Source organism: Caedibacter taeniospiralis (assembly GCF_002803295.2).
GTDB lineage: Bacteria > Pseudomonadota > Gammaproteobacteria > Francisellales > Francisellaceae > Caedibacter > Caedibacter taeniospiralis.
This window is the reverse complement of the sequence record NZ_PGGB02000006.1, coordinates 40,621-60,123: the sequence shown is the minus strand read 5'-3', so window position 1 is coordinate 60,123 and position 19,503 is coordinate 40,621. Positions and strand designations below refer to the sequence as shown.

Sequence of the window (19,503 nt, the reverse complement as noted above, 5' to 3'; positions counted from 1 at the left end):
GTGGTTTTTACATTTAACATAACCTTCTGCATACCTTATATCTCAAAACTAGAGAAATATGACTACCTGCAAAAGGCGAGGCGGATTCTAGCATAAATCATTTTTATCTACCAGATTGAAACTTAACAATTGCCAAAAATAAAAAAGGATATATTATAACATTTTGCCAAATACAACTTCAGTCACCAAAGGATTATCTTTATGTTTAATAAATTCGCACGCCTTACTTTAGCCAGTACTTTAATGCTTTCACTGACAAATGTTCATGCGGGAATCAAAGTGGTCGCTGCAGAAAACTTCTACGCCAATGTCGCTAGTTTAATTGGTGGGGACTACGTGACCACTAACAGTATTATCAATAATCCCGATGCAGATCCTCATCTTTTTACCACTTCAGCAGGCACTGCAATTGCCATCAATGATGCTCAAGTAATTATCTACAATGGTGCTGATTATGACCCTTGGGTGATGCAACTTCTCAACGCACAAGCCAATAATAACAAAGTTGCCATCATTGAGGTTGCCAGGCTTATGGATGCCAAAAGTGGAGACAACCCTCACTTGTGGTATAACCCAAACACTTTTCCTGCTTTAGCCAAAAAACTGACCGCGGTTTTTAGTCAAATTGAGCCTCAACACAAAAAAACTTTTGAATTAAACAACCAGACCTTTAGTGAGCGCTACCAGAGTATTTATAGCAAAATCAACGATATTAAGGCACGTTTTGCGGGAACTCCAGTTACGGCAACCGAACCTGTTTTTGGTTATATGGCAGATGCTTTAAGCTTAAAGATGCTAGGGCAAAAGTTCCAATGGACGGTGATGAACGGTGCCGAGGCAAGCCCCAAAATGCTGGTAGATTATCAAAATTTGTTCAAACAACATAAAGTCAATGTACTATTTTACAATCAACAGGTGCACAATAACGTGACCGAAAGCATCATCAATCTTGCCAAAAACAACCAGATTCCAACTGTTGGGGTTTCAGAAACCATGCCACAAAAAGATAATGTCATCACCTGGCTTAAGTCTAACCTTGATGATACCCAAAAGGCTTTGGAGGTGGCAAGCGCCCCAAAACCCAAGACAGCAACGCCATTACAAGACCAAAACGCCAAAAAAAAGTACTGATGAAACCATCATAAATAATTAGCGGGTCTGTATTAACATGACAAACCAATGGATCATACAGTGCCAATCCTTAGTGATCGGTCACTCAGAACATAAAGCTCTTTGTAAACCTTTTGAGTTAAACATAAAAGAGCATCAATGGCTTGGCGTTGTTGGAGAAAACGGCATAGGGAAGTCGACACTCCTAAAAAATATTCTTGGGTTCATTCCCCCAGTTTCTGGAAAGTTGAGTGTCTTTGGACACCCCCCTGGCAAAAAAAATCAGTGGATCAGCTATATTCCGCAGGAGCGTGAACTCAACTTAAATCCAAATATTTCAGCCATAACGCTTGTGAAGGCCAGCTTTAATGCTAACAGACTCGGACTTCCAGCATTTGGGCGACACATTGACATCTGTATCAAAGAGATCTTTAACCTGGTTGGTGCCGAAGCTTATGCACATAAACCCTTTGAAACCCTCTCAGGAGGACAGAAAAAACGCGTGTATCTCGCCCAGGCACTAATCAATAAACCCAGGCTTCTGCTGCTTGATGAACCCTTATCTGATCTTGATCCCCAAGCAAAGCAGGACTTTATCCATGCGCTTAAGAAAATCCATATTCAGCACAATGTAACACTATTAATCATCTCTCACGACATGCACGAGATAGCGCATGAGCTGGATAATTTTATCCATTTCAAAAATCAACATATCCATTTATGCCAGAAAATGCCGTGCCTGAAGGAGGATCGCAGTGTTATCTTATAACTTTATGCAAAACGCTTTTATCGCCGGCAGTTTAATCGCTATTATCTCTGGCATCGTAAGCTTCTTTGTGGTGCTTCGCAAGGCAGCCTTCGCGGCCCACGGCTTAAGTCACATCAGTCTAACAGGGGCGTCAGGTGCCGTGCTTCTTGGTTTATCCGCCATGAGTGGTCAGCTCATTGCCAACATTATTGCAGCAAGCATTATGGGTGCCATGGGAGATAAAATCAAAAAAAATGATTTAGCCGTAGGTATTGTCCTGACCTTCTTTTTAGGACTTGGGGCTTATTTCTTGTACCTGTACCAAACAGGTTACTCTGGTTCAATTATGTCAATCTTATTTGGCAATATCTTAACCGTATCATACACACAGATTATGACGCTTATCCTATTGGCAGTAATTATCATCAGCATATTAGCCTTAATCGCCAGAGCGCTGTTTTTCACCTCCATCGACCCTGTTATTGCACGTGCTCAAAATATCCCAAACAAACTGCTGTCCATGCTTTTTTTTATTACACTGGCATTGACAGTCACGATGGCTTGTCAGATCGTGGGTGTGTTATTGGTTTTCGCGTTACTTATTGGTCCTGCGGCATGCGCATTTCAGTGGTGTGATGGCTTCTATCAGAGCATGTTACTGAGTATTTTAATCTCGCTTTTCAGTGTCTGGGGTGCTTTGTGTTTAGCCTTTTATGCAAACTTGCCCGCAAGTTTTTGTATTACCATGCTCATCTGTGGGATATATTTAATCGGACTCATTAAGAATTTGCTTATGAACTAACTGATTATGAAGGCACATCTAGCACATATCGAAGCATTTTGTTTAGCACAAAATATCAAACTAACCAGCTTGCGTTGGCGCGTCATTGACATGCTGGCACAACAAGTACAACCTGTTAGCGCCTACGATTTACAGGATAAGCTTAACAAAGCAGAAGAAAGCAATAAGCACTACAATATTATGTCTCTTTACCGCGTGTTGGATTTTTTGCAGAAAAATGAACTGATTCACAAGATCTATTCTAATAACACTTACAGTTTGTGCTGCCACCCCGAAAAAAAGATATGCCAGCTGTTTATTTGCAACACTTGTGGCAATAAAAAGGAACGCCACGATGTGTCACTTGAAGAGCGATTACAGGTATTGACTAAAGAAGATGGTTTCACAATCACCGATCACGCCATTGAAATCAAAGGTTTATGCCGAGATTGCCTGATCACGCATAGCTAAAGCTTCCTTTGGGGCAACATAGGTCATATTAAGGGCGTCAGCAACAGGCAATGAAGTCAGCATCCCGCGATGTACACTCAAACCATGCTCCAAGTGAACATTATCATGAATTGCCTGGTGATACCCCTTATCGGCTAACTCCAAAGCAAAAGGTAAGGTCGCATTATTAAGTGCTACTGTTGATGTTCTTGCCACTGCTCCTGGCATATTGGCAACACAGTAATGCACCACCCCATCCACTACATAGGTCGGATTTTGATGCGTCGTTGGTTTTGAGGTTTCAAAACAGCCACCTTGATCGATGGCAACATCAACGACAACCGAGCCCTTTTTCATCGCCTTAATCATCTCTTTAGTCACAAGCTTTGGAGCTGCTGCTCCTGGAACCAGCACCGCACCGATCACCAAATCTGCTTCCTGAACATATTTCTCAAGATTATCTTTTGTCGCATATATGCAATTGAGTTTAGGTCCAAAGTAATCATCGAGTTCACGTAAACGATCTAAAGACTTATCCAAAACCGTTACATGTGCTTCCATGCCAATCGCCATACGAATGGCATTTAATCCAACCACACCGCCACCAATCACGACAACTTTGGCAGACTTCACACCTGGAACACCACCTAGCAATACCCCACTGCCACCTTGTGCTTTTTCCAAACAATGCGCTCCTGCCTGAACAGACAGGCGTCCTGCGACCTCGCTCATCGGGGTTAATAATGGCAAGCGACCCTTTTTGTCGGTTACCATTTCATAGGCAATGGCAGTGCAGCCAGATTCAAGGAGAAGTCTGGTCTGCTGTGGATCTGGTGCCAGATGCAGGTAGGTAAACAACAGCTGCCCTTTACGCAGCATTTTACATTCATTCGGCTGAGGTTCTTTAACCTTGATGATCATATCCGCCTTGGCAAACATTTCTTCAGCTGCTGACACAATCTTAGCCCCTGCTGTGATGTAATCCTCATTGGTAAATCCAATCGCATCTCCTGCATTATTCTCGACCAATACCGTGTGTCCATGCTGAATAAATTCGGCGACATTTCCAGGAGTTAATCCAACGCGATACTCATGGTTTTTAATCTCTTTAGGAATCCCAACAATCATTTATTACTCTCTCCACAATTAATCTTTAAACTGATACCACTCATAAACCATTTTACCTGACTACTCCAGTGTAGTCAGGTTTACAGAATGGTATATACTTCTGTTTAAAATCAACAAAAAGCCAATTTCCTCGCGGAATATAACAAGCAAAAGGCTAAAAACCAAATGTAAATTAGCAGATTTATACCCATCGTAAATCATTTTACGGGGTTTCTGGGGAAGAAGTTCATGGACGCCTGAGCTTATCTGGAGGCACTCCCATAACCCGTAAGACATGTTGAGTAATTTGGGCAAAAATAGGGGCTGCTGCCGAACCACCACCATAGGCCTCCCCTTTGGGATCATCGATCACCACGACCGTCACAATCTCAGGGTTTGACGAAGGCGCAATTCCTACAAAGGTTGCTATGTAACTATCAGAAGCATACCCTCCTGCGATCGCCTTACGCACCGTTCCAGTTTTACCCGCAACATGGTATTGAGGCACCTGAGCCTTTGATGCTGTCCCCCCCAAACCTTCAACCACCGAAGTTAGCATGTCGATTGTTTTCTCAGCAATCTCGCTATTAATGACCTGATAACCCTGAATTGTTTCATTTTCATTACGCTTCAGCAAAGTCGGTGGAATCAATTTTCCTCTGTTTGCAATGGCGCTATAAGCGGTAGCAATTTGCAAGGCAGTTGCATTCATACCATAACCAAAGGATAGGGTGGCTAAGGGAAAATCCCCCCATTTACGCGGACTTGGCACATAACCTGATCGCTCTCCTGGAAAGTTGATTTTCGTGATCTGCCCAAAGCCAAACTTTCTTAGGGTATCCGCTAACGCATTGGCGTCAATCGACAAAACAATCCTTGAAATACCCACATTGGATGACTTCATGAGAATATGGCGCAGATCCATTTCACCATAATTACGAAAGTCCCTTACCGTTCGCCCATTGAGTTTATAAAACCCTGGCGAGGTGTCTACAAGGGTATCAACATCATATTTTCCTGACTCCATGCCAGCAATGGCAGCAAATGGTTTCATCACCGACCCAGGCTCATATACGTCTGTCAGTACCCTGTTTCTGCGTTTTTGAGGAATGGCATCACTCATATTGTTGGGATTATACGAAGGATAATTCACCATCGCCAAAATTTCCCCTGTTTTAACATCAATGATCACGGCATAGCCTGCTTCAGCATGGTTATTAATAACTCCTTCTTTAATATATTTATAGGCGATATATTGAAGCTTACGATCTATGCTAAGACTGATGTCCTGCCCATGCCTAGCTTCAAGATCATCGGCATTTTTACGCGCAACCCCCCCCTTTAAATCTCTCTGGATTGAGCGCCTACCATCTTCACCTGTCAAATAATTATCATATTGCAGCTCGATGCCTTCTTGTCCTTTATCATCGATATTGGTAAAACCCACCACGTGCGCCATCACCTCGGCATCTGGATAGAAGCGTTTAAATTCACGTTCAACCTTTACTCCTTTAAGCATCATGGCTTCAACTTCCTGAGCAACAAACGGGGAAACCTGACGCTTTAAGTACACAAACCCACTGCGTCCTTCACGTGCCTTGATGCGCAAAATAATGTTCTCTTTCTGCGCGTCAGATAGTTCAAGCATACTGAGAATTTTAAGCAATTTTAGATCATCACTTTTGATAAAAAATGGATCTACCCAAATCGAATCCACAGGAGTGCTAATTGCTAAAGGCTTACAATTTCGATCACTGATCATGCCACGATAAGCTGTGGTTGTTAGCGTGCGTTCGGAGCGGTTATCACCTTCCTTTTTAAGCTTGTTATATTCAACAGTTTGCATATGACTAAGCCTATAAAGCAAAAGTCCAATGACGGTTATAATCAACATAACAATGAAGTAGTAACGCCAACTTGATTTTATCTTAGCCATTGCTTTGAATCACTCTAATCTCTTTGATCGTTGGCAAGTGCATATGATTTTCCTTTGCCACCTCATCTACATGCGATGGTGACGCTAAAGTACTGTGCTCAATCAAAATTTGTGTCCATTGATCGCGTAAGTCTTCCTGGCTGTATAAAAGCTTTTGCTCTTTATCCAGCGCCACTTTATGCTGATACTTCACCGCAACCACCATAAAAGCAGAAATAAGCAACAACACGCACAGCATAAAAGCTGACAACACCTTGAGATTCATGGTGCTTTTGACAAAGGATTCAAATAGCTTGACTCGCACTTCAGCTCGCGTCATATCACACCTTTTCAATGACTCTTAAAATAGCACTGCGTGAGCGCGTGTTCTCATTGAGCTCCTTTGCCCCTGATTTACCTTGCTTCACAATCCACCGTGCCTTTGGTTTAAAAACCTCAAGTATTGGCATACCACGAGGTACATGCTGTTGTTTCCCCTTAATCAATTCGGTCATAAACTGCTTCACTATTCTGTCTTCAAGTGAGTGAAAGCTAATTACTGCTAAACGTCCTGATACGCATAAAATTTGAAATGCGTTCATAAGCGCTTTTGACAGTTCCTCTAACTCCTCATTCACGCAAATCCTAAGCGCTTGGAAACAGCGTGTTGCGGGATGTTTTTTTTCCTTTTTGCCGATGGTTTTCTCAATCAGCTGAGCAAGTTTTAAGGTACTATCCAATACCTGCCCCTCAGAAAGTGCCCTTTTAATCGTTTGGGCGATCCTCCAGGCATGCTTTTCCTCAGCATAATCGCGAAAGATTTTTGCCAAATCTTCATCGCTATAACTACTGATGACATCGTAGGCTGACAAACCTTTGGTTTGATCCATGCGCATATCCAAAGGACCATCCTTCATAAAACTAAATCCACGAGAAGCTTCATCTAATTGTGGCGACGACACGCCAAGATCGAGTAAAATTCCATCAACTTTCCCAGTCAAACCAAGTGACTCTACGTGTTGCGCCATGGTCGAAAATGGTGCATGCACTAAGCTTAGTTGGTTGCTTTGAAGCGCTTGAGCGAAATGTACTTTTGCATAATCAATGGCAGCAAGATCTCGATCAAAAGCAATCAGATGCCCAGCTGTTAAGCCTGTTAAAATTCGACGTGAATGCCCACCTCGACCAAAAGTGCCATCAATATAAATACCACCACCCCTGATTGCAAGCGATTTGATTGATTCATCTAATAGTACAGAATAATGCATAAGCCCAATATCCATTTACATTCTAAACTGCTCGCCCAAATAAACCTTTCTGACTTGCTCGTTTCTTAAAATGTCACTTGGTTTTCCCGAAGCAATCATTTTGCCTGCATTAACAATATAGGCGCGTTCACAAATATCGAGTGTTTCACGCACATTATGATCCGTAATCAAAACACCAATGCCTCTATTTTTTAGGTGCATAATAATTTTTTTGATATCGATCACTGAAATAGGATCTACCCCTGCAAAAGGCTCATCCAACAAAATAAATCGTGGTGACATTGCCAAAGCTCTTGCGATTTCCACACGCCTGCGCTCCCCCCCCGATAGACTCATCCCAAGACTATTACGAATATGTTGAATACTAAATTCATCCAATAGGGACTCGAGCTCATCCTGGCGATGTTCTTTGGACAACTCTTTGCGCGTTTCTAAAATCGCCAGAATGTTCTTCTCGACACTTAATTTTCTAAAAACGGAAGCCTCTTGTGGCAAATAACCAATTCCTTGACGCGCACGCCAGTGAATTGGTAATTTTGTAACATCTTTTCCGTCCAAAAAAACATTACCTCGATTGGGACGAACTAAACCCACAATCATGTAAAAAGAGGTGGTTTTCCCCGCACCATTAGGACCTAATAACCCAACAATCTCTCCTGTATTGACTTCCATCGACACATCGACAACAACCCAGCGAGAGCGATAGGATTTACCTAAATGAGTTGCGATGAGCTTATGTTTGTGTTCTGTCATTTCAATTTCTTAATCTAAAACCGCTTCTATCTAGCCTAATACTGCCCGGACATCCTAATTCATAAACCCACTTATATTCAAGCAGTTTCACCGCTATTTGAGGGATAAATGCTGACCGCTTAGGCAATTTAAAGACCGTGGACATTCAAACCATTTTTCTATATGATGCGCATCAGTCTATTTTGCGATCTGATTTACTTATGATTTTTTATCCACAACCTTTCGATGTCATCGTTGTTGGTGGCGGACATGCTGGCACCGAAGCCGCTGCCGCCGCTGCTCGCATGGGTGCCAGCACTTTACTGCTTACTCACAACATGGACACATTCGGGCAGATGTCATGCAACCCAGCCATTGGCGGAATCGGTAAAGGTCACTTAGTCAAAGAAATTGATGCACTAGGTGGCATCATGGCAAAAGCAATTGATAAGGCAGGCATCCAATTTCGCACGCTTAATGCCAGAAAAGGGCCTGCAGTGCGCGCTACACGCGCTCAGGCTGATCGCACACTTTATAAAATTGCCGTGCGTCACGCTTTGGAAAACCAACCTAATCTATCAATCTTCCAGCAAGCGGTTGATGATCTCATGATTGAAAACGATCAGGTCACAGGTGTGGTCACCCAAATGGGGCTTGCCTTTAAAGCAAAAACCGTCATTTTAACCGTTGGTACATTTTTAGCGGGGAAAATTCATATTGGCTTTAATAATTACCAAGGGGGACGCGCGGGAGATCAACCAGCAAATGCCTTGGCCCAAAAACTCAGAACACTGCCCTTTGATGTTGCCCGCCTAAAGACAGGTACGCCACCGCGCATTGATAAGCGCACAGTCAACTTCTCATTAATGGGCACGCAGCCTGGGGATGAAGACATCACCTATTTTTCCTTTTTTAGTCAGGGACAGAAACATCCTAAGCAGGTTCCATGCCACATTACCTATACCAACTTAAAAACGCATGAAATCATTCTTAAGAACCTGGATCGCTCAGCGATGTATGGCGGAATGATTGAAGGCATTGGTCCACGCTATTGTCCCTCCATTGAAGATAAAGTCGTACGTTTTGCGGATAAAGAACGTCATCAGATATTTGTTGAACCCGAAGGCTTAGACAGCATTGAGTTATATCCCAATGGCATGTCAACCTCCCTCCCCTTTGATGTCCAATTGCAATTTATTCGTAGCATTGAGGGATTTGAAAATGCCCATATTACGCGTCCTGGTTACGCAATTGAATATGATTTTTTTGATCCGCGAGGCTTATTGCCAAGCCTGGAAACAAAACATGTGGAAAATCTATTTTTCGCAGGTCAAATCAATGGAACTACAGGATATGAGGAAGCAGGGGCTCAAGGACTTATCGCAGGTCTAAATGCCGCACTTAAAGTGCAGAATAAACCGAGCTGGTCGCCAAAGCGCAATGAAGCTTATATTGGGGTGTTGATCGATGATCTTATCACCAAGGGAGCTCAAGAACCCTATCGCATGTTCACCTCACGTGCTGAATATCGTTTAATTCTAAGGGAAGATAACGCCGACACCCGCCTTTGCCCCAAAGCCATTGAGCTTGGTCTTTTAAGTGATGAAGACAAAAATATTTATTTAGCAAAAGCAAACACTATTCTCGCTGAAACCATGCGGTTACAATCAACCTGGGTTACACCAAAGACAATAAGAGCTGAAAAACTGGAAGCACTTCTTGGCAAAGCTATGAGCAAAGAAAGCAGCCTTTTTGATTTGCTTAAGCGTCCTGAAGTTGATTACCAAAGTCTTGCTGATATTGCTGAACTTGGCGAGTTTATTGATCACACGCAAGCGATTGAGCAAATCGAAATATCAGCAAAATACGCTGGCTATATCGACAGACAGAATGAGGAAATCATTGCACATCAGGCATTGGAAAATGCGCAGATCCCTAAAGATTTTGACTACACAAAGGTCTCAGGTTTATCCAACGAAGTGCGCCAAAAACTTGGCACGCAAAAGCCTTCGAGCTTAGGAGAGGCATCGCGTATAGAGGGGGTGACGCCTGCGGCGATTTCGCTGTTGACTATTTACATGAAGAAGTTAGGTTTTCTAAAAAAGAAAGTGCTAACCGTTGAATAAGGAAAGTAAGCCATGAGCAAAAAATTTGCCAAATATTTAGCTAACATCATGGTATTTGCTTGCCTAAGCGCTTTTCTTATGGGCTGCGCAACAACAGCAAAATATCGCGCCATCCTGGATCAGTGGCAAGGACAATCGATCGATACCTTCATCAAGATGTGGGGCTACCCCAATAGCACCTTGAAATTAGACGATGATCAGACTGCTTATGTATATAGCGATCGGCAAATCATCAGCACCCCAATCACGCAAATGCCGACGAATATTACCACCGTACAAAGTGGTAACAACACCACCATTGTGTCAACCCCAGGAGCCATTGTGGGTGGACAGACCTATTCCCTATCGTGCACCACCTGGATTGTTTTTGACAATAAAACCAAGAAAATCGTTGATACAACGTTCCGTGGGAATAACTGCGTTTCTTATTAACCCAGGTAAATATTGAGAAAAAACCAAATTCAGGAGACTCGCCTATGACAACCATATTTTGCACAAAACTACAAAAGCAGGGCGTCGCCATGCAATACGCTCCAATTCCAGGAGAGCTTGGGCAGCGAATTTTACGCAGTATTTCACAAGAAGCATGGTCGAAGTGGCTTGATCATCAAACAATATTAATCAATGAATATCGTTTGAACTTGCTTGAAGCAGAAGCAAAAAAATTTCTACTCAAAGAGATGGAAAATTTTCTATTTGGTGAAGGTTCTGCTCCCAACCTTACGGATTGAACACCCTTTCATAAATAAAGGTGAGTAAACAGCTACCTTTCATCGATATGGTAAGGCTATTACTGTTACTTTACATCCATGCTACTGATTATGCTGAGCAATCTTTTTTTCGCATCTTCCTTTGCACGCAAACTTGCAAAGCACTTTTTCTTTTTGTCATCACTTATGTGATCCGAAAAAACAATAACCCTACCCGCCTTTTCAATCCAGCCTATGAACCAGCCATGCTGGATTTCAAGCTTTTTGGTTTTATCTGCGCTGAGTAAAGCACCATTTCCTGTTTTGCCATAAAGCTTCCAGCCATTTGGCAAGTTCTCTACAAACAAAATTCTTCTTGTCATTTCGTGCGCATATTGGCTTGTGGGTAACTTACCCTTTGAGAGCTTTTCTAAAAATGCGATTTGCTCTACGCTTGAGATTTCAAGAGAACTGGATAGCCACGCACGAGTAAGTCCATTATTTTTTCCCTTATCCCCTGAGAGATCTTCATTCCCATAGTTAAATTGTGTGACATAGGATTGAAGCTTTTTCATACCCAGTTTTTGGGTCAACACCTGCGAGTACCAAACACAACTATATTTCATCCAACTTTCTGGCGTTTGATCCTGTCTCCACTGTGGTAAGAAATCTGAATATCCTTTTTCAAATGACCACCGAGGATGCGTTTCATCGACAAGAATATTCGAATCGTAACCGATTAAACTCAAGGCAATTTTAAACGTGCTGCAAGGCGAATAGCGCTGATTACAATCCCCTTTCTGATAGATCAGATTACCTTCTTCTTTCACCATAAAACATTGCTGTGCGTGAGTGCAAGAGGCAATCAACATGCACAAAAATAAAAGAAATTTTTTCATGATTTACCTGATTTTATTATCAAACCAACTAACCTTACCGACACCTCTGTGCCATCCTTTATTTTAACGGCACCATAACAAAGGCACCCAGCTGCGGCTATACTCATCCTCGTTTCCTTGCAACCGTCAGAACACTAAGACTCTTATCCGCAACAAAATCCTTGCCGTTCATATCGCATTGATAGACGGTTTCAAAACCATTTTGCATCAGCAAATCTTTTAATTCCTGGGCAGTATAGATTTGAAGATGAAAGGTATTTGTGCGTATTTCAGGTTTCTCACTTTCCTTAAAAATGGTGTAATGATCATGTGAGGTCAGCAGGTTATTTTCTCTGTCAACCTCGGAGTGTTGAGTATGCTTCATTTTTACGCCATTCACAGTACTCTCAATCTCCATATCAAAATCCTGGATGACCTTATCGCTGACTGCCTCCAGGTTAAAAATATCAAATATATAAATGCCTCCATCCTTTAAGTTCGAGCGAATATTTTGTAAGGCTTTTGCAAAATCCCATTTGCTCAAATGTCCAATGGCGTTAAATATCGAAATGACTGCATCAAATTTCCCAACTTCCAGTTCCCGCATATCCCCCTCAAGAAACCTAATATCCACTCCTCTGGAGCGCACTTTTTCACGAGCTTGCCTTATGAGAGGTGAACTAAAATCGCTACCGATTATTTCATAACCGCGTTGATGAAGATAAAACACCTGTGACCCTGTGCCGCAAGTCATATCCAGTACGCTTTTAACATTATGTGCATTAAGCAAGCGTTCTATCAGAGCATTGTTGACTTCCGTTTCCACATTGACGTTTTGTGCATCGAAATACTCAGGCATCTGCTGGTATTCCAATGGCAATCCAAGGTTCTGTTGATTATTCATTTTGTGTATTTATTTAGAACAATTTTAAAGTTGCACAAATCATACCCTTAAAGACACTTAAACTCAAGAGCCGTCTGCACTTATGCCATACATTTCCTACTCAGTATTCTATTTTTTCCTTTAGGATACAAAACTTTCTCAAAGCGTGTTATTCAATATTTCCTGTATTACTTCCTCAGCGCCCAACAAAGGCAATAATCGCAAAAGAACCGCTTTAAAAACTTCTTCCTCTGCTTTAGCAATAAATTTGCATTTTCGCTCTTTCCAAGACAGCGTTTGCACAATAGATGCAGCAATAACGGATGGAGATTCAAGGCTGTTAATTGAAACTTCTGTTGCTCCCCCTCTTATAGAAGTGCTCACAGGGCAACAAATTAGCGTATTCGTCTTTTGATTGTATGCTTTGGACGATAACACAAATGCAGGGCGATATTTACCAATTTCTTTGCCTTTAGTAGGCTCAAAGTCAAGCCAGATGAGATCATTACGTTCAGGGATGTATAATTTAGTCATGCCACTCACTGCCTTGGGGTTTTACTAACAAGTGCATGTGACTCTTTTTATTTAAATCACTTATTAAAGCAGTTTCCGAGAATGGCAGAATCGTTTTTTTCTCAAGTTTTCGAATAAATAATCCCTCTTTTTTAATTTCCACATCAAGCTCTGTGCCTACTTTGAAATCAGTCAGCTCTTTCAAGACCCCCGATAGACGAATGCCCAGGCTATTGCCCCATTTTAAAACTTTAGCGTTGATGTGCACCATAATTCTCCCGTGTTTTAAGTTATACATAGTATAACTTGGCAAAGAAGCATGAGCAACGCGTTTAAAAAATTATTTTCCGCAGATTATATGTTCTATCAATTGGCAAATATCTTTGCATCGATTTAGCTGAGTTTTGAAGTCTGATCTTTTGAGACAGTCTAATAGTGATAACAAGTTCAATAGCTTTACTGTAGCCTGCCAATTTGAAGGCAACCTTACACCACAAGATCTCAGACCATCCAAGAAGGCTAAGTGGAACTCAAAAGGTAACTTGTGGGCGTATCTTAGCAAAGTCGCCACATCCCACAAAACAGAGCCAGCAAAAGAGAATTCCCAATCCAAAACGGCACTGATTTTCCACCTCCCATCAACTTTATGCACAAGGATATTAGCTGGATCGAAATCGCCATGAACAAGATGCTTTTCGTTTTCATCGGGAAATAAGTGACCATAGTGATCAAGAACCTGACTGATTTTGGCAATTGTATCTGATGCAAGCACAGACAATACAGTCTCGTGTTTCAAACAGTCTTTAGCAAAAATCATGAAATCATCAGATGGTGAGCCAGGAATAATGTTCAGTTTTGAATCAAAAAAGCCTGCTTTTGGAAACTCATGCGCTGTGATTTTTGCAAGAATCGTGCCTACTTCGTGCATGATTGCATTAAGATCATGCGACACATCGCTCAGTAGAAGGTCTCGAAGTGGTATGCCAGGCATAAATTCTGTAATGGCAAAATGATGCTCCTCAAGCTCGCCGATGTAATGCGTTAGCGGTACAGGCACGGTTTCTCTTATTAATGCCGCCAGTTTTTGTTCGCGGTAAGCAGCATTTTTGTCGCGCAAATAAACACGCAAAATGAGTGGGTACTTTTCATCTTCTAGCTGAATTTTAATGTTGAGATTAGCACACCCACCAGCAATCAATTCATGCGAAATAAGTTTTGTATTGGGATAAGCAAGATGTGCCATTTTCTCTACCATCCCTTTTGGCAGCTGGTATGTGGCGCTTGTTTTTCCCCAATAGATTTTAAACATTATTCAGTTCAACTGAAGTTTTATTAAGCTCCAAAAGATCCCATAAGTTACCGTATAAGTCCTTAAAAACTGCGACAGTGCCATAAGTTTCAATCGAAGGTTCTCTAACAAACTCAATGCCACCAGACTTCATTTTTTGATAGTCATCCCAAAACCGATTGGTGTGCAAAAACAGAAAAACTCGCCCACCCGTTTGATTACCAATAAAGCTCAATTGCTCTGGTTTTGAGGCTCTTGCTAAAACCAGTGCACAGCCATTTGCTCCCCTTGGTGCCACTAAAACCCATCGTTTATTTTGTTCGGGCTGATAAATGTCATCGAGTAAATCAAAATGAAGCTTCTTGGTATAAAACGCTATAGCCTCATCGTAGTCTCTAACGACAAGCGACACGTGCACAACCGCGCGCTTTTCCTCGCTTTGGCTGGACTTTTTCACTTCGGAGTTACAGCCATTGCGATTTGTGCAAGGTTTAAGGATGTTTCTCATTAACTTTCGAATGCTTTGTGTGAGGGATTGTGTCATATAAGCGTTCCTGTCAGAATTTTATCTAATGTTCGAATGGCGTTTTCAAAGGGCATAACGTTTATCTCGTTCTCCCAATAGCTTTGATCCCCGCCGTAGAGCATGATACATTTTGCCATAGGATAGTCCTCTTGAAAAAGGCGTAAGCCTTTAAAGTCGTGTGGAATGAGCTTAGATTTACGCTTTATCTCAATTGCATATAAACCCCGTTCACCGTACAAAATAAAATCGACCTCGTGCTTTGCCTGTGTTCGCCAGTAATAGAATTCATACCCCAAAAAATAATAATCATTGAGTGCTTTAGCCTGCTGAAAAAACAAACTTTCCAATGCTGCTCCTGAAAGCTCTTCTTCCGAGTCCAGAGGACCTTTGGGACGAATCGCGCGATATACGCCAGCATCAAAGTAGTAAAACTTGGTTTGGGTAACGACTTCGCGTTTTGCTCGACGCGTAAATACAGGCAAGCGATAGGCAATTAACAAATCTTCCAGGATGTCAAAAAAATTGCGCACACTTTGGTGATTACTGCCAATCTCCCTGGCAATATTACTGTAATTAATGGTCTCACCCTGGGAAAAGCTTGCTGTTTGTAGAAACTTGGTGAATACCGCTAAGTTCCTTGTGAGTGCCTCTTGCTGAACTTCTTCCTTCAAATAAGTTTGGATATAGCTTTTAAGGAAATGCTCTGGATTGTCCGCCGAATAGACCATAGGCAAGTTTCCATACTTAAGAGAAAAGGCTAAGTCAAAATCATCCTGAAGTTCGCTTGCCGTTAATGGGTGCATATGATAAGTCAAAGCGCGACCTGCCAAGAGATTTACGCCTTTTTTTCGTAATGCCCGCGCACTTGAGCCCGTGAGAACAAAGCGACATTTTTGATGCTCAATCAGTCGATGCACTTCGTTTAAGAGGCTTGGAATCTTTTGGACTTCATCGATAATAATCCAATCTTCATAGGTCTTAGGTATTTTCCGCGATAATGCCTTGGCGTCCCCCAGAAATTCCGTGTAGATGGCGTCGTCCAAAAGGTCAAAATAGAGCGCGGATGGGAAAGTGTTTTTAAGCCAATGTGTTTTCCCTGTGCCACGCGGTCCAAATAAAAACACACTGCTTGTCATCTTAGTATCTATTGCCAGTAATCGCTTGTACATTGATGTTTTCCAGATAATCCATACCAGTCGGTATTATGACTGGACATCTTAGAATTGCAAACTAAGTTTGCAATTTCTGTTGTAAATTAAAAATACTGTTTGCATTTTTGAATTTGCTATTTTTGAGCAAGACACTATCCCTACCCAATTGGCGTGAGTGCATCTACCATTTACTGGATCAGGTCGAGTTGGGTGCTTCAAAAGAACATGTGAAGAAGTGGCTTCAATACTTGTTCTACCAATACCGCCGCGCTGAAAAATCCCAGCTTGGCGATCTTAAGCCAGCAGATAACCAGCTTCAACACAGAAGAGGGATAGGGTGGTTTTAAGTCTCTCAAACTGTTATACTCCGAGCATCTTAAATGGCTTGATTGAATCCCATGAAAAAACTTCCGATTGGTATTTCGGGTTTAGAGAAAATCATCACAGGTGACTATATTTACGTCGATAAAACCAGACATGTTGCTGAGCTTGTTCATGGCGGAGGGGGATATTATTTTCTCTCGCGTCCCAGACGCTTTGGYAAATCKCTYYTRATCGAYACGATWAAACAGGCATTTCTGGGSAATAAAGACCTGTTTAAGGRYYTGTATCTGGAAAAYAACTGGGACTGGGATGTAAAATATCCTGTGCTCCATTTTACCTTTGGGGAAGGCAATGCCAGARACCCCGACATCTTAGAGGCTAACATACACAGTTTTTTGGATGAGTATTATGCGCTTTATCAAATTGAAAATGTTTATGATCAAATCAGCACGCGGTTTTCCTAYTTGATCAAACAACTGGCGAGCAMCCATAATAAGGTGGTGATTTTAGTCGATGAATATGACAAGCCGATTTTGGATAATATCGATAATACCGAGATTGCCAAGGCAATGCGTCAGCGGCTTAGAAACTTTTATAGCGTGATTAAATCTCAGGATGTGAATGTCAAATTTGCGATGCTTACAGGTGTATCAAGATTCAGTAAAATCAGTATTTTCAGCGAGTTGAATAATYTKGATGATATTAGTCTGGATCAGAAATATGCTGACATTTGCGGCTATAACCAGGTCGAGTTGGAGCAGTCATTTGGGATGTATTTAACCGAAGGACAAGTTGATTTGAAGCAACTCAAAAAATGGTATAACGGCTATAACTTTACAGGGACGGAAAGCCAGAAAGTCTATAATCCGTTTGATATTTTGCTATTTATCAATAAAGGCTATCGCTATCAGAATTACTGGTTTGAAACGGCAACACCGACTTTTTTGGTCAAGATGATCGAAAAGAACCGTTATTTTATTCCTGATYTRGAGGATATTGTTGTTGGAGAAGATATSTTAAAAACTTTTGATATCGACAATATGCCGATTGAAACCTTGCTCTTTCAAACRGGCTATTTGACGATTAAAGGAGTCACAACGATAGGTATGCAATACGCTTATATGCTGACTTATCCCAATTTAGAGGTCAAAGCGAGCTTAAATGGGGCACTGGCAACGATTGCATCCAATCAGATGGTTAAAAATCAGCATTTACGTTTGATTGCACAGAGCTTACAAGATGACGACTTTCAGCGTTTGCAAACAATCCTAAGCAGCCACTTCGCCTCTATCCCTAATGACTGGTATCGCAAYAATCARATTGAWMAKTAYGARGGATTYTAYGCSAGCATCGTTTATAGCTTTCTCACTGCCTTGGGATATGACACYATCCCTGAGGATGTGACCAATCACGGCAAGATTGATTTGACGRTGATCATGCACGATAAGGTGGTRATTATTGAATTTAAACTYGCYAARCTGGGGGATGCCAAGAATGCTATTCAGCAGATTAAAGATAAAAACTATGCGGAAAAATATCTTAGTATCAATAAGCCTGTTTATCTGATTGGCATGAGTTTTGATCCGATTGAGCGTAATGTAATAGACCTGGTATCAGAGTGTCTTGACGCGTAGGGGAGAAAAATATTTCGCCCCTACTTGAATTTACCTGTCTTTAAAGATAAACTCCGTGTAAATATAAAATTGTTTTAGATAAATACACAGAATGAACATTCAACGCCTTGTGAGTGAACCCATAAAAAAGATGGCACAGCAGTATCCTATAGTTACTTTGGTGGGACCAAGGCAAGTCGGTAAAACAACGATAGCAAGAGAATTGTTCCCAGATAAACCTTACACAAATCTAGAAGATCCTGATGTTCGCGAATTTGCAATGCTTGATGGGAGAGGCTTTATTGATCAATTTCCAGATGGCGCGATCATAGATGAAATTCAGCGAGTCCCAAAGCTCTTATCATATTTGCAGGTTATGGTGGATCAAAAGCAGCAAAATGGATTATATATCCTGACGGGAAGTCAGCAACTTGATTTGCATGAAGCAATTAGCCAGTCTTTAGCGGGACGCACGGCCCTTATCTCTCTACTTCCTTTAAGCATCGGCGAACTCAAAACACAGCAAATAGAACTGGATTTAGATGAGTACCTTCTCAATGGTTTTATGCCTGCAATCTACGCCAAAAGCCAGGATGCGCAAACATTCTATAGAAGTTATGTGGGTACTTATATTGAGCGTGATATTCGCCATATGAGCAAGGTTCATGATTTATTATTATTTCAAAAATTCTTTAGACTGTGTGCCAGTCGTGTAGGACAGATATTTAGCCAGACAAATCTTGCCAATGAAGTGGGCGTATCCGCAGCAACGATTGGGAATTGGTTATCTATTTTGGAAGCTTCGTATGTTATTTTTCGGATTGCACCCTATTACGAAAACTTTGGCAAGCGCTTAATTAAATCTCCTAAGCTTTATTTTTTTGATGTGGGACTTGTGAGCTATCTCCTTGGCATAGAGAATATTAATCAGATCTCCAGAGATCCTTTAAGAGGTAGTATTGTAGAAAATCTGGTTGTTTTAGAGCTCATAAAAGCTCGCTTTAATCGGGGCTTAGAGCCAAATTTATATTTCTTTCGTGACAATCACGGTAACGAAGTTGATCTTGTGTATAAACGTGCAAATGATTTAATTCCTATCGAGATCAAATCAGCAAAAAGTTTTGATCCGAGCTTCCTAAAAGGATTAGAATACTTCGGCTCTCTTGTGGGGGAGCGCATGAGTAAAGCTTTCCTCGTCTATGCAGGTAAACAGCATTACAAGATAGAGGGGAAGTTTTCCTTGGTCAACTATAAGGACATTGCAACGGCAATAAGCTAGGCAAGCAATGAAATTGATTGCTTGGGTTTGTATGAGGAAAGAGGGTGTTGATGTGTGGAGCTAAAATTCTATGGATAAAAAAGAAGTATCACAGTGGTCCCCTATGATTCAAACTGGTCACA

Annotated in this window: 21 protein-coding genes; 9 read left to right on the top strand and 12 right to left on the bottom strand. The window is 41.5% G+C overall.

The features are described from left to right. The first annotated feature begins 201 nt into the window (after nucleotides 1–201). Genes CU053_RS03545 through CU053_RS03530 form a run of 4 tightly spaced genes read left to right on the top strand, consistent with a single transcriptional unit; the run spans nucleotide 202 to nucleotide 3,110 of the window. A complete protein-coding gene (locus CU053_RS03545; RefSeq protein ID WP_100550787.1) occupies nucleotides 202–1,131 on the top strand; it encodes a metal ABC transporter solute-binding protein, Zn/Mn family in 930 nt (309 codons plus the stop codon). A gap of 52 nt (nucleotides 1,132–1,183) precedes the next feature. Beyond that, nucleotides 1,184–1,879, top strand: coding sequence for a metal ABC transporter ATP-binding protein (locus CU053_RS03540; RefSeq protein ID WP_199244203.1), 696 nt, complete (start codon nucleotides 1,184–1,186; stop codon nucleotides 1,877–1,879). 4 nt (nucleotides 1,880–1,883) lie between these two features. After that, nucleotides 1,884–2,660, top strand: a complete 777-nt coding sequence (locus CU053_RS03535; RefSeq protein ID WP_100550803.1) for a metal ABC transporter permease — start codon at nucleotides 1,884–1,886, stop codon at nucleotides 2,658–2,660. Nucleotides 2,661–2,666: 6 nt separating this feature from the next. Further along, nucleotides 2,667–3,110, top strand: a complete 444-nt coding sequence (locus CU053_RS03530; RefSeq protein WP_100550789.1) for a transcriptional repressor — start codon at nucleotides 2,667–2,669, stop codon at nucleotides 3,108–3,110. Here CU053_RS03530 and ald read toward each other — a convergent pair. The 5 genes from ald to lptB form a co-directional block, all read right to left on the bottom strand. After that, complete coding sequence (gene ald / locus CU053_RS03525; protein ID WP_100550790.1) at nucleotides 3,078–4,217, bottom strand: alanine dehydrogenase; 1,140 nt, start codon at nucleotides 4,215–4,217, stop codon at nucleotides 3,078–3,080. The two genes, CU053_RS03530 and ald, sit on opposite strands and share 33 nt — an antisense overlap. A 226-nt stretch (nucleotides 4,218–4,443) precedes the next feature. Continuing rightward, complete coding sequence (locus CU053_RS03520; RefSeq protein ID WP_199244198.1) at nucleotides 4,444–6,132, bottom strand: peptidoglycan D,D-transpeptidase FtsI family protein; 1,689 nt, start codon at nucleotides 6,130–6,132, stop codon at nucleotides 4,444–4,446. Continuing rightward, nucleotides 6,125–6,451, bottom strand: a complete 327-nt coding sequence (ftsL, locus tag CU053_RS03515; RefSeq protein ID WP_100550791.1) for a cell division protein FtsL — start codon at nucleotides 6,449–6,451, stop codon at nucleotides 6,125–6,127. The genes CU053_RS03520 and ftsL overlap by 8 nt, the downstream gene beginning before the upstream one ends. Before the next feature lies 1 nt (nucleotide 6,452). Beyond that, nucleotides 6,453–7,379, bottom strand: a complete 927-nt coding sequence (rsmH, locus tag CU053_RS03510) for a 16S rRNA (cytosine(1402)-N(4))-methyltransferase RsmH (protein WP_100550805.1) — start codon at nucleotides 7,377–7,379, stop codon at nucleotides 6,453–6,455. A gap of 15 nt (nucleotides 7,380–7,394) precedes the next feature. Next, entirely contained in the window at nucleotides 7,395–8,132 is a 738-nt protein-coding gene (gene lptB / locus CU053_RS03505; protein WP_100550792.1) for an LPS export ABC transporter ATP-binding protein, read from the bottom strand. 203 nt (nucleotides 8,133–8,335) lie between these two features. On the opposite strand from lptB, the gene mnmG reads away from it, so the two are divergent. From mnmG to CU053_RS03490, 3 genes are read left to right on the top strand one after another with little or no spacing between them, the layout of a single operon-like run. Then, complete coding sequence (mnmG, locus tag CU053_RS03500) at nucleotides 8,336–10,237, top strand: tRNA uridine-5-carboxymethylaminomethyl(34) synthesis enzyme MnmG (RefSeq protein WP_407643790.1); 1,902 nt, start codon at nucleotides 8,336–8,338, stop codon at nucleotides 10,235–10,237. A gap of 12 nt (nucleotides 10,238–10,249) precedes the next feature. Continuing rightward, nucleotides 10,250–10,669, top strand: coding sequence for a hypothetical protein (locus CU053_RS03495; RefSeq protein ID WP_100550793.1), 420 nt, complete (start codon nucleotides 10,250–10,252; stop codon nucleotides 10,667–10,669). A gap of 44 nt (nucleotides 10,670–10,713) precedes the next feature. Beyond that, complete coding sequence (locus CU053_RS03490) at nucleotides 10,714–10,968, top strand: oxidative damage protection protein (RefSeq protein WP_100550794.1); 255 nt, start codon at nucleotides 10,714–10,716, stop codon at nucleotides 10,966–10,968. A 65-nt stretch (nucleotides 10,969–11,033) separates the two neighbouring features. Here CU053_RS03490 and blaOXA read toward each other — a convergent pair whose 3' ends face one another. The 7 genes from blaOXA to CU053_RS03455 all read right to left on the bottom strand — a co-directional run bounded on the left by blaOXA (nucleotide 11,034) and on the right by CU053_RS03455 (nucleotide 16,183). Further along, entirely contained in the window at nucleotides 11,034–11,825 is a 792-nt protein-coding gene (blaOXA, locus tag CU053_RS03485; protein ID WP_100550795.1) for a class D beta-lactamase, read from the bottom strand. Nucleotides 11,826–11,928: 103 nt separating this feature from the next. Next, nucleotides 11,929–12,708, bottom strand: coding sequence for a class I SAM-dependent methyltransferase (locus CU053_RS03480; RefSeq protein WP_100550796.1), 780 nt, complete (start codon nucleotides 12,706–12,708; stop codon nucleotides 11,929–11,931). A 138-nt stretch (nucleotides 12,709–12,846) separates the two neighbouring features. After that, complete coding sequence (locus CU053_RS03475) at nucleotides 12,847–13,221, bottom strand: type II toxin-antitoxin system PemK/MazF family toxin (RefSeq protein WP_100550797.1); 375 nt, start codon at nucleotides 13,219–13,221, stop codon at nucleotides 12,847–12,849. Further along, nucleotides 13,214–13,498: an AbrB/MazE/SpoVT family DNA-binding domain-containing protein gene (locus CU053_RS03470; protein ID WP_100550798.1), complete on the bottom strand. Its 285-nt coding sequence runs from the start codon at nucleotides 13,496–13,498 to the stop codon at nucleotides 13,214–13,216. Before CU053_RS03470 ends, CU053_RS03475 begins: the two co-directional genes overlap by 8 nt. Before the next feature lie 42 nt (nucleotides 13,499–13,540). Next, nucleotides 13,541–14,509, bottom strand: coding sequence for a phosphotransferase family protein (locus CU053_RS03465; protein WP_100550799.1), 969 nt, complete (start codon nucleotides 14,507–14,509; stop codon nucleotides 13,541–13,543). Beyond that, the gene (locus tag CU053_RS03460; RefSeq protein ID WP_233263328.1) at nucleotides 14,502–14,945 is read right to left on the bottom strand and encodes a VOC family protein; all 444 of its coding nucleotides are present in this window, start codon (nucleotides 14,943–14,945) and stop codon (nucleotides 14,502–14,504) included. Before CU053_RS03460 ends, CU053_RS03465 begins: the two co-directional genes overlap by 8 nt. Nucleotides 14,946–15,028: 83 nt before the next feature. Then, on the bottom strand, nucleotides 15,029–16,183 hold the full coding sequence (locus CU053_RS03455) for an ATP-binding protein (protein ID WP_100550800.1): 1,155 nt from the start codon (nucleotides 16,181–16,183) through the stop codon (nucleotides 15,029–15,031). Between the two features lie 380 nt (nucleotides 16,184–16,563). Here CU053_RS03455 and CU053_RS03450 point away from each other — a divergent pair, with 380 nt between their 5' ends. Both CU053_RS03450 and CU053_RS03445 read left to right on the top strand, forming a co-directional pair. Beyond that, nucleotides 16,564–18,123 carry an ATP-binding protein gene (locus CU053_RS03450; protein ID WP_158106971.1) on the top strand — a complete coding sequence of 520 codons (1,560 nt, stop codon included), beginning with the start codon at nucleotides 16,564–16,566 and terminating at the stop codon, nucleotides 18,121–18,123. 91 nt (nucleotides 18,124–18,214) lie between these two features. Continuing rightward, the gene (locus CU053_RS03445) at nucleotides 18,215–19,381 is read left to right on the top strand and encodes an ATP-binding protein (RefSeq protein ID WP_100550751.1); all 1,167 of its coding nucleotides are present in this window, start codon (nucleotides 18,215–18,217) and stop codon (nucleotides 19,379–19,381) included. The last annotated feature ends 122 nt before the right edge of the window (nucleotides 19,382–19,503 follow it).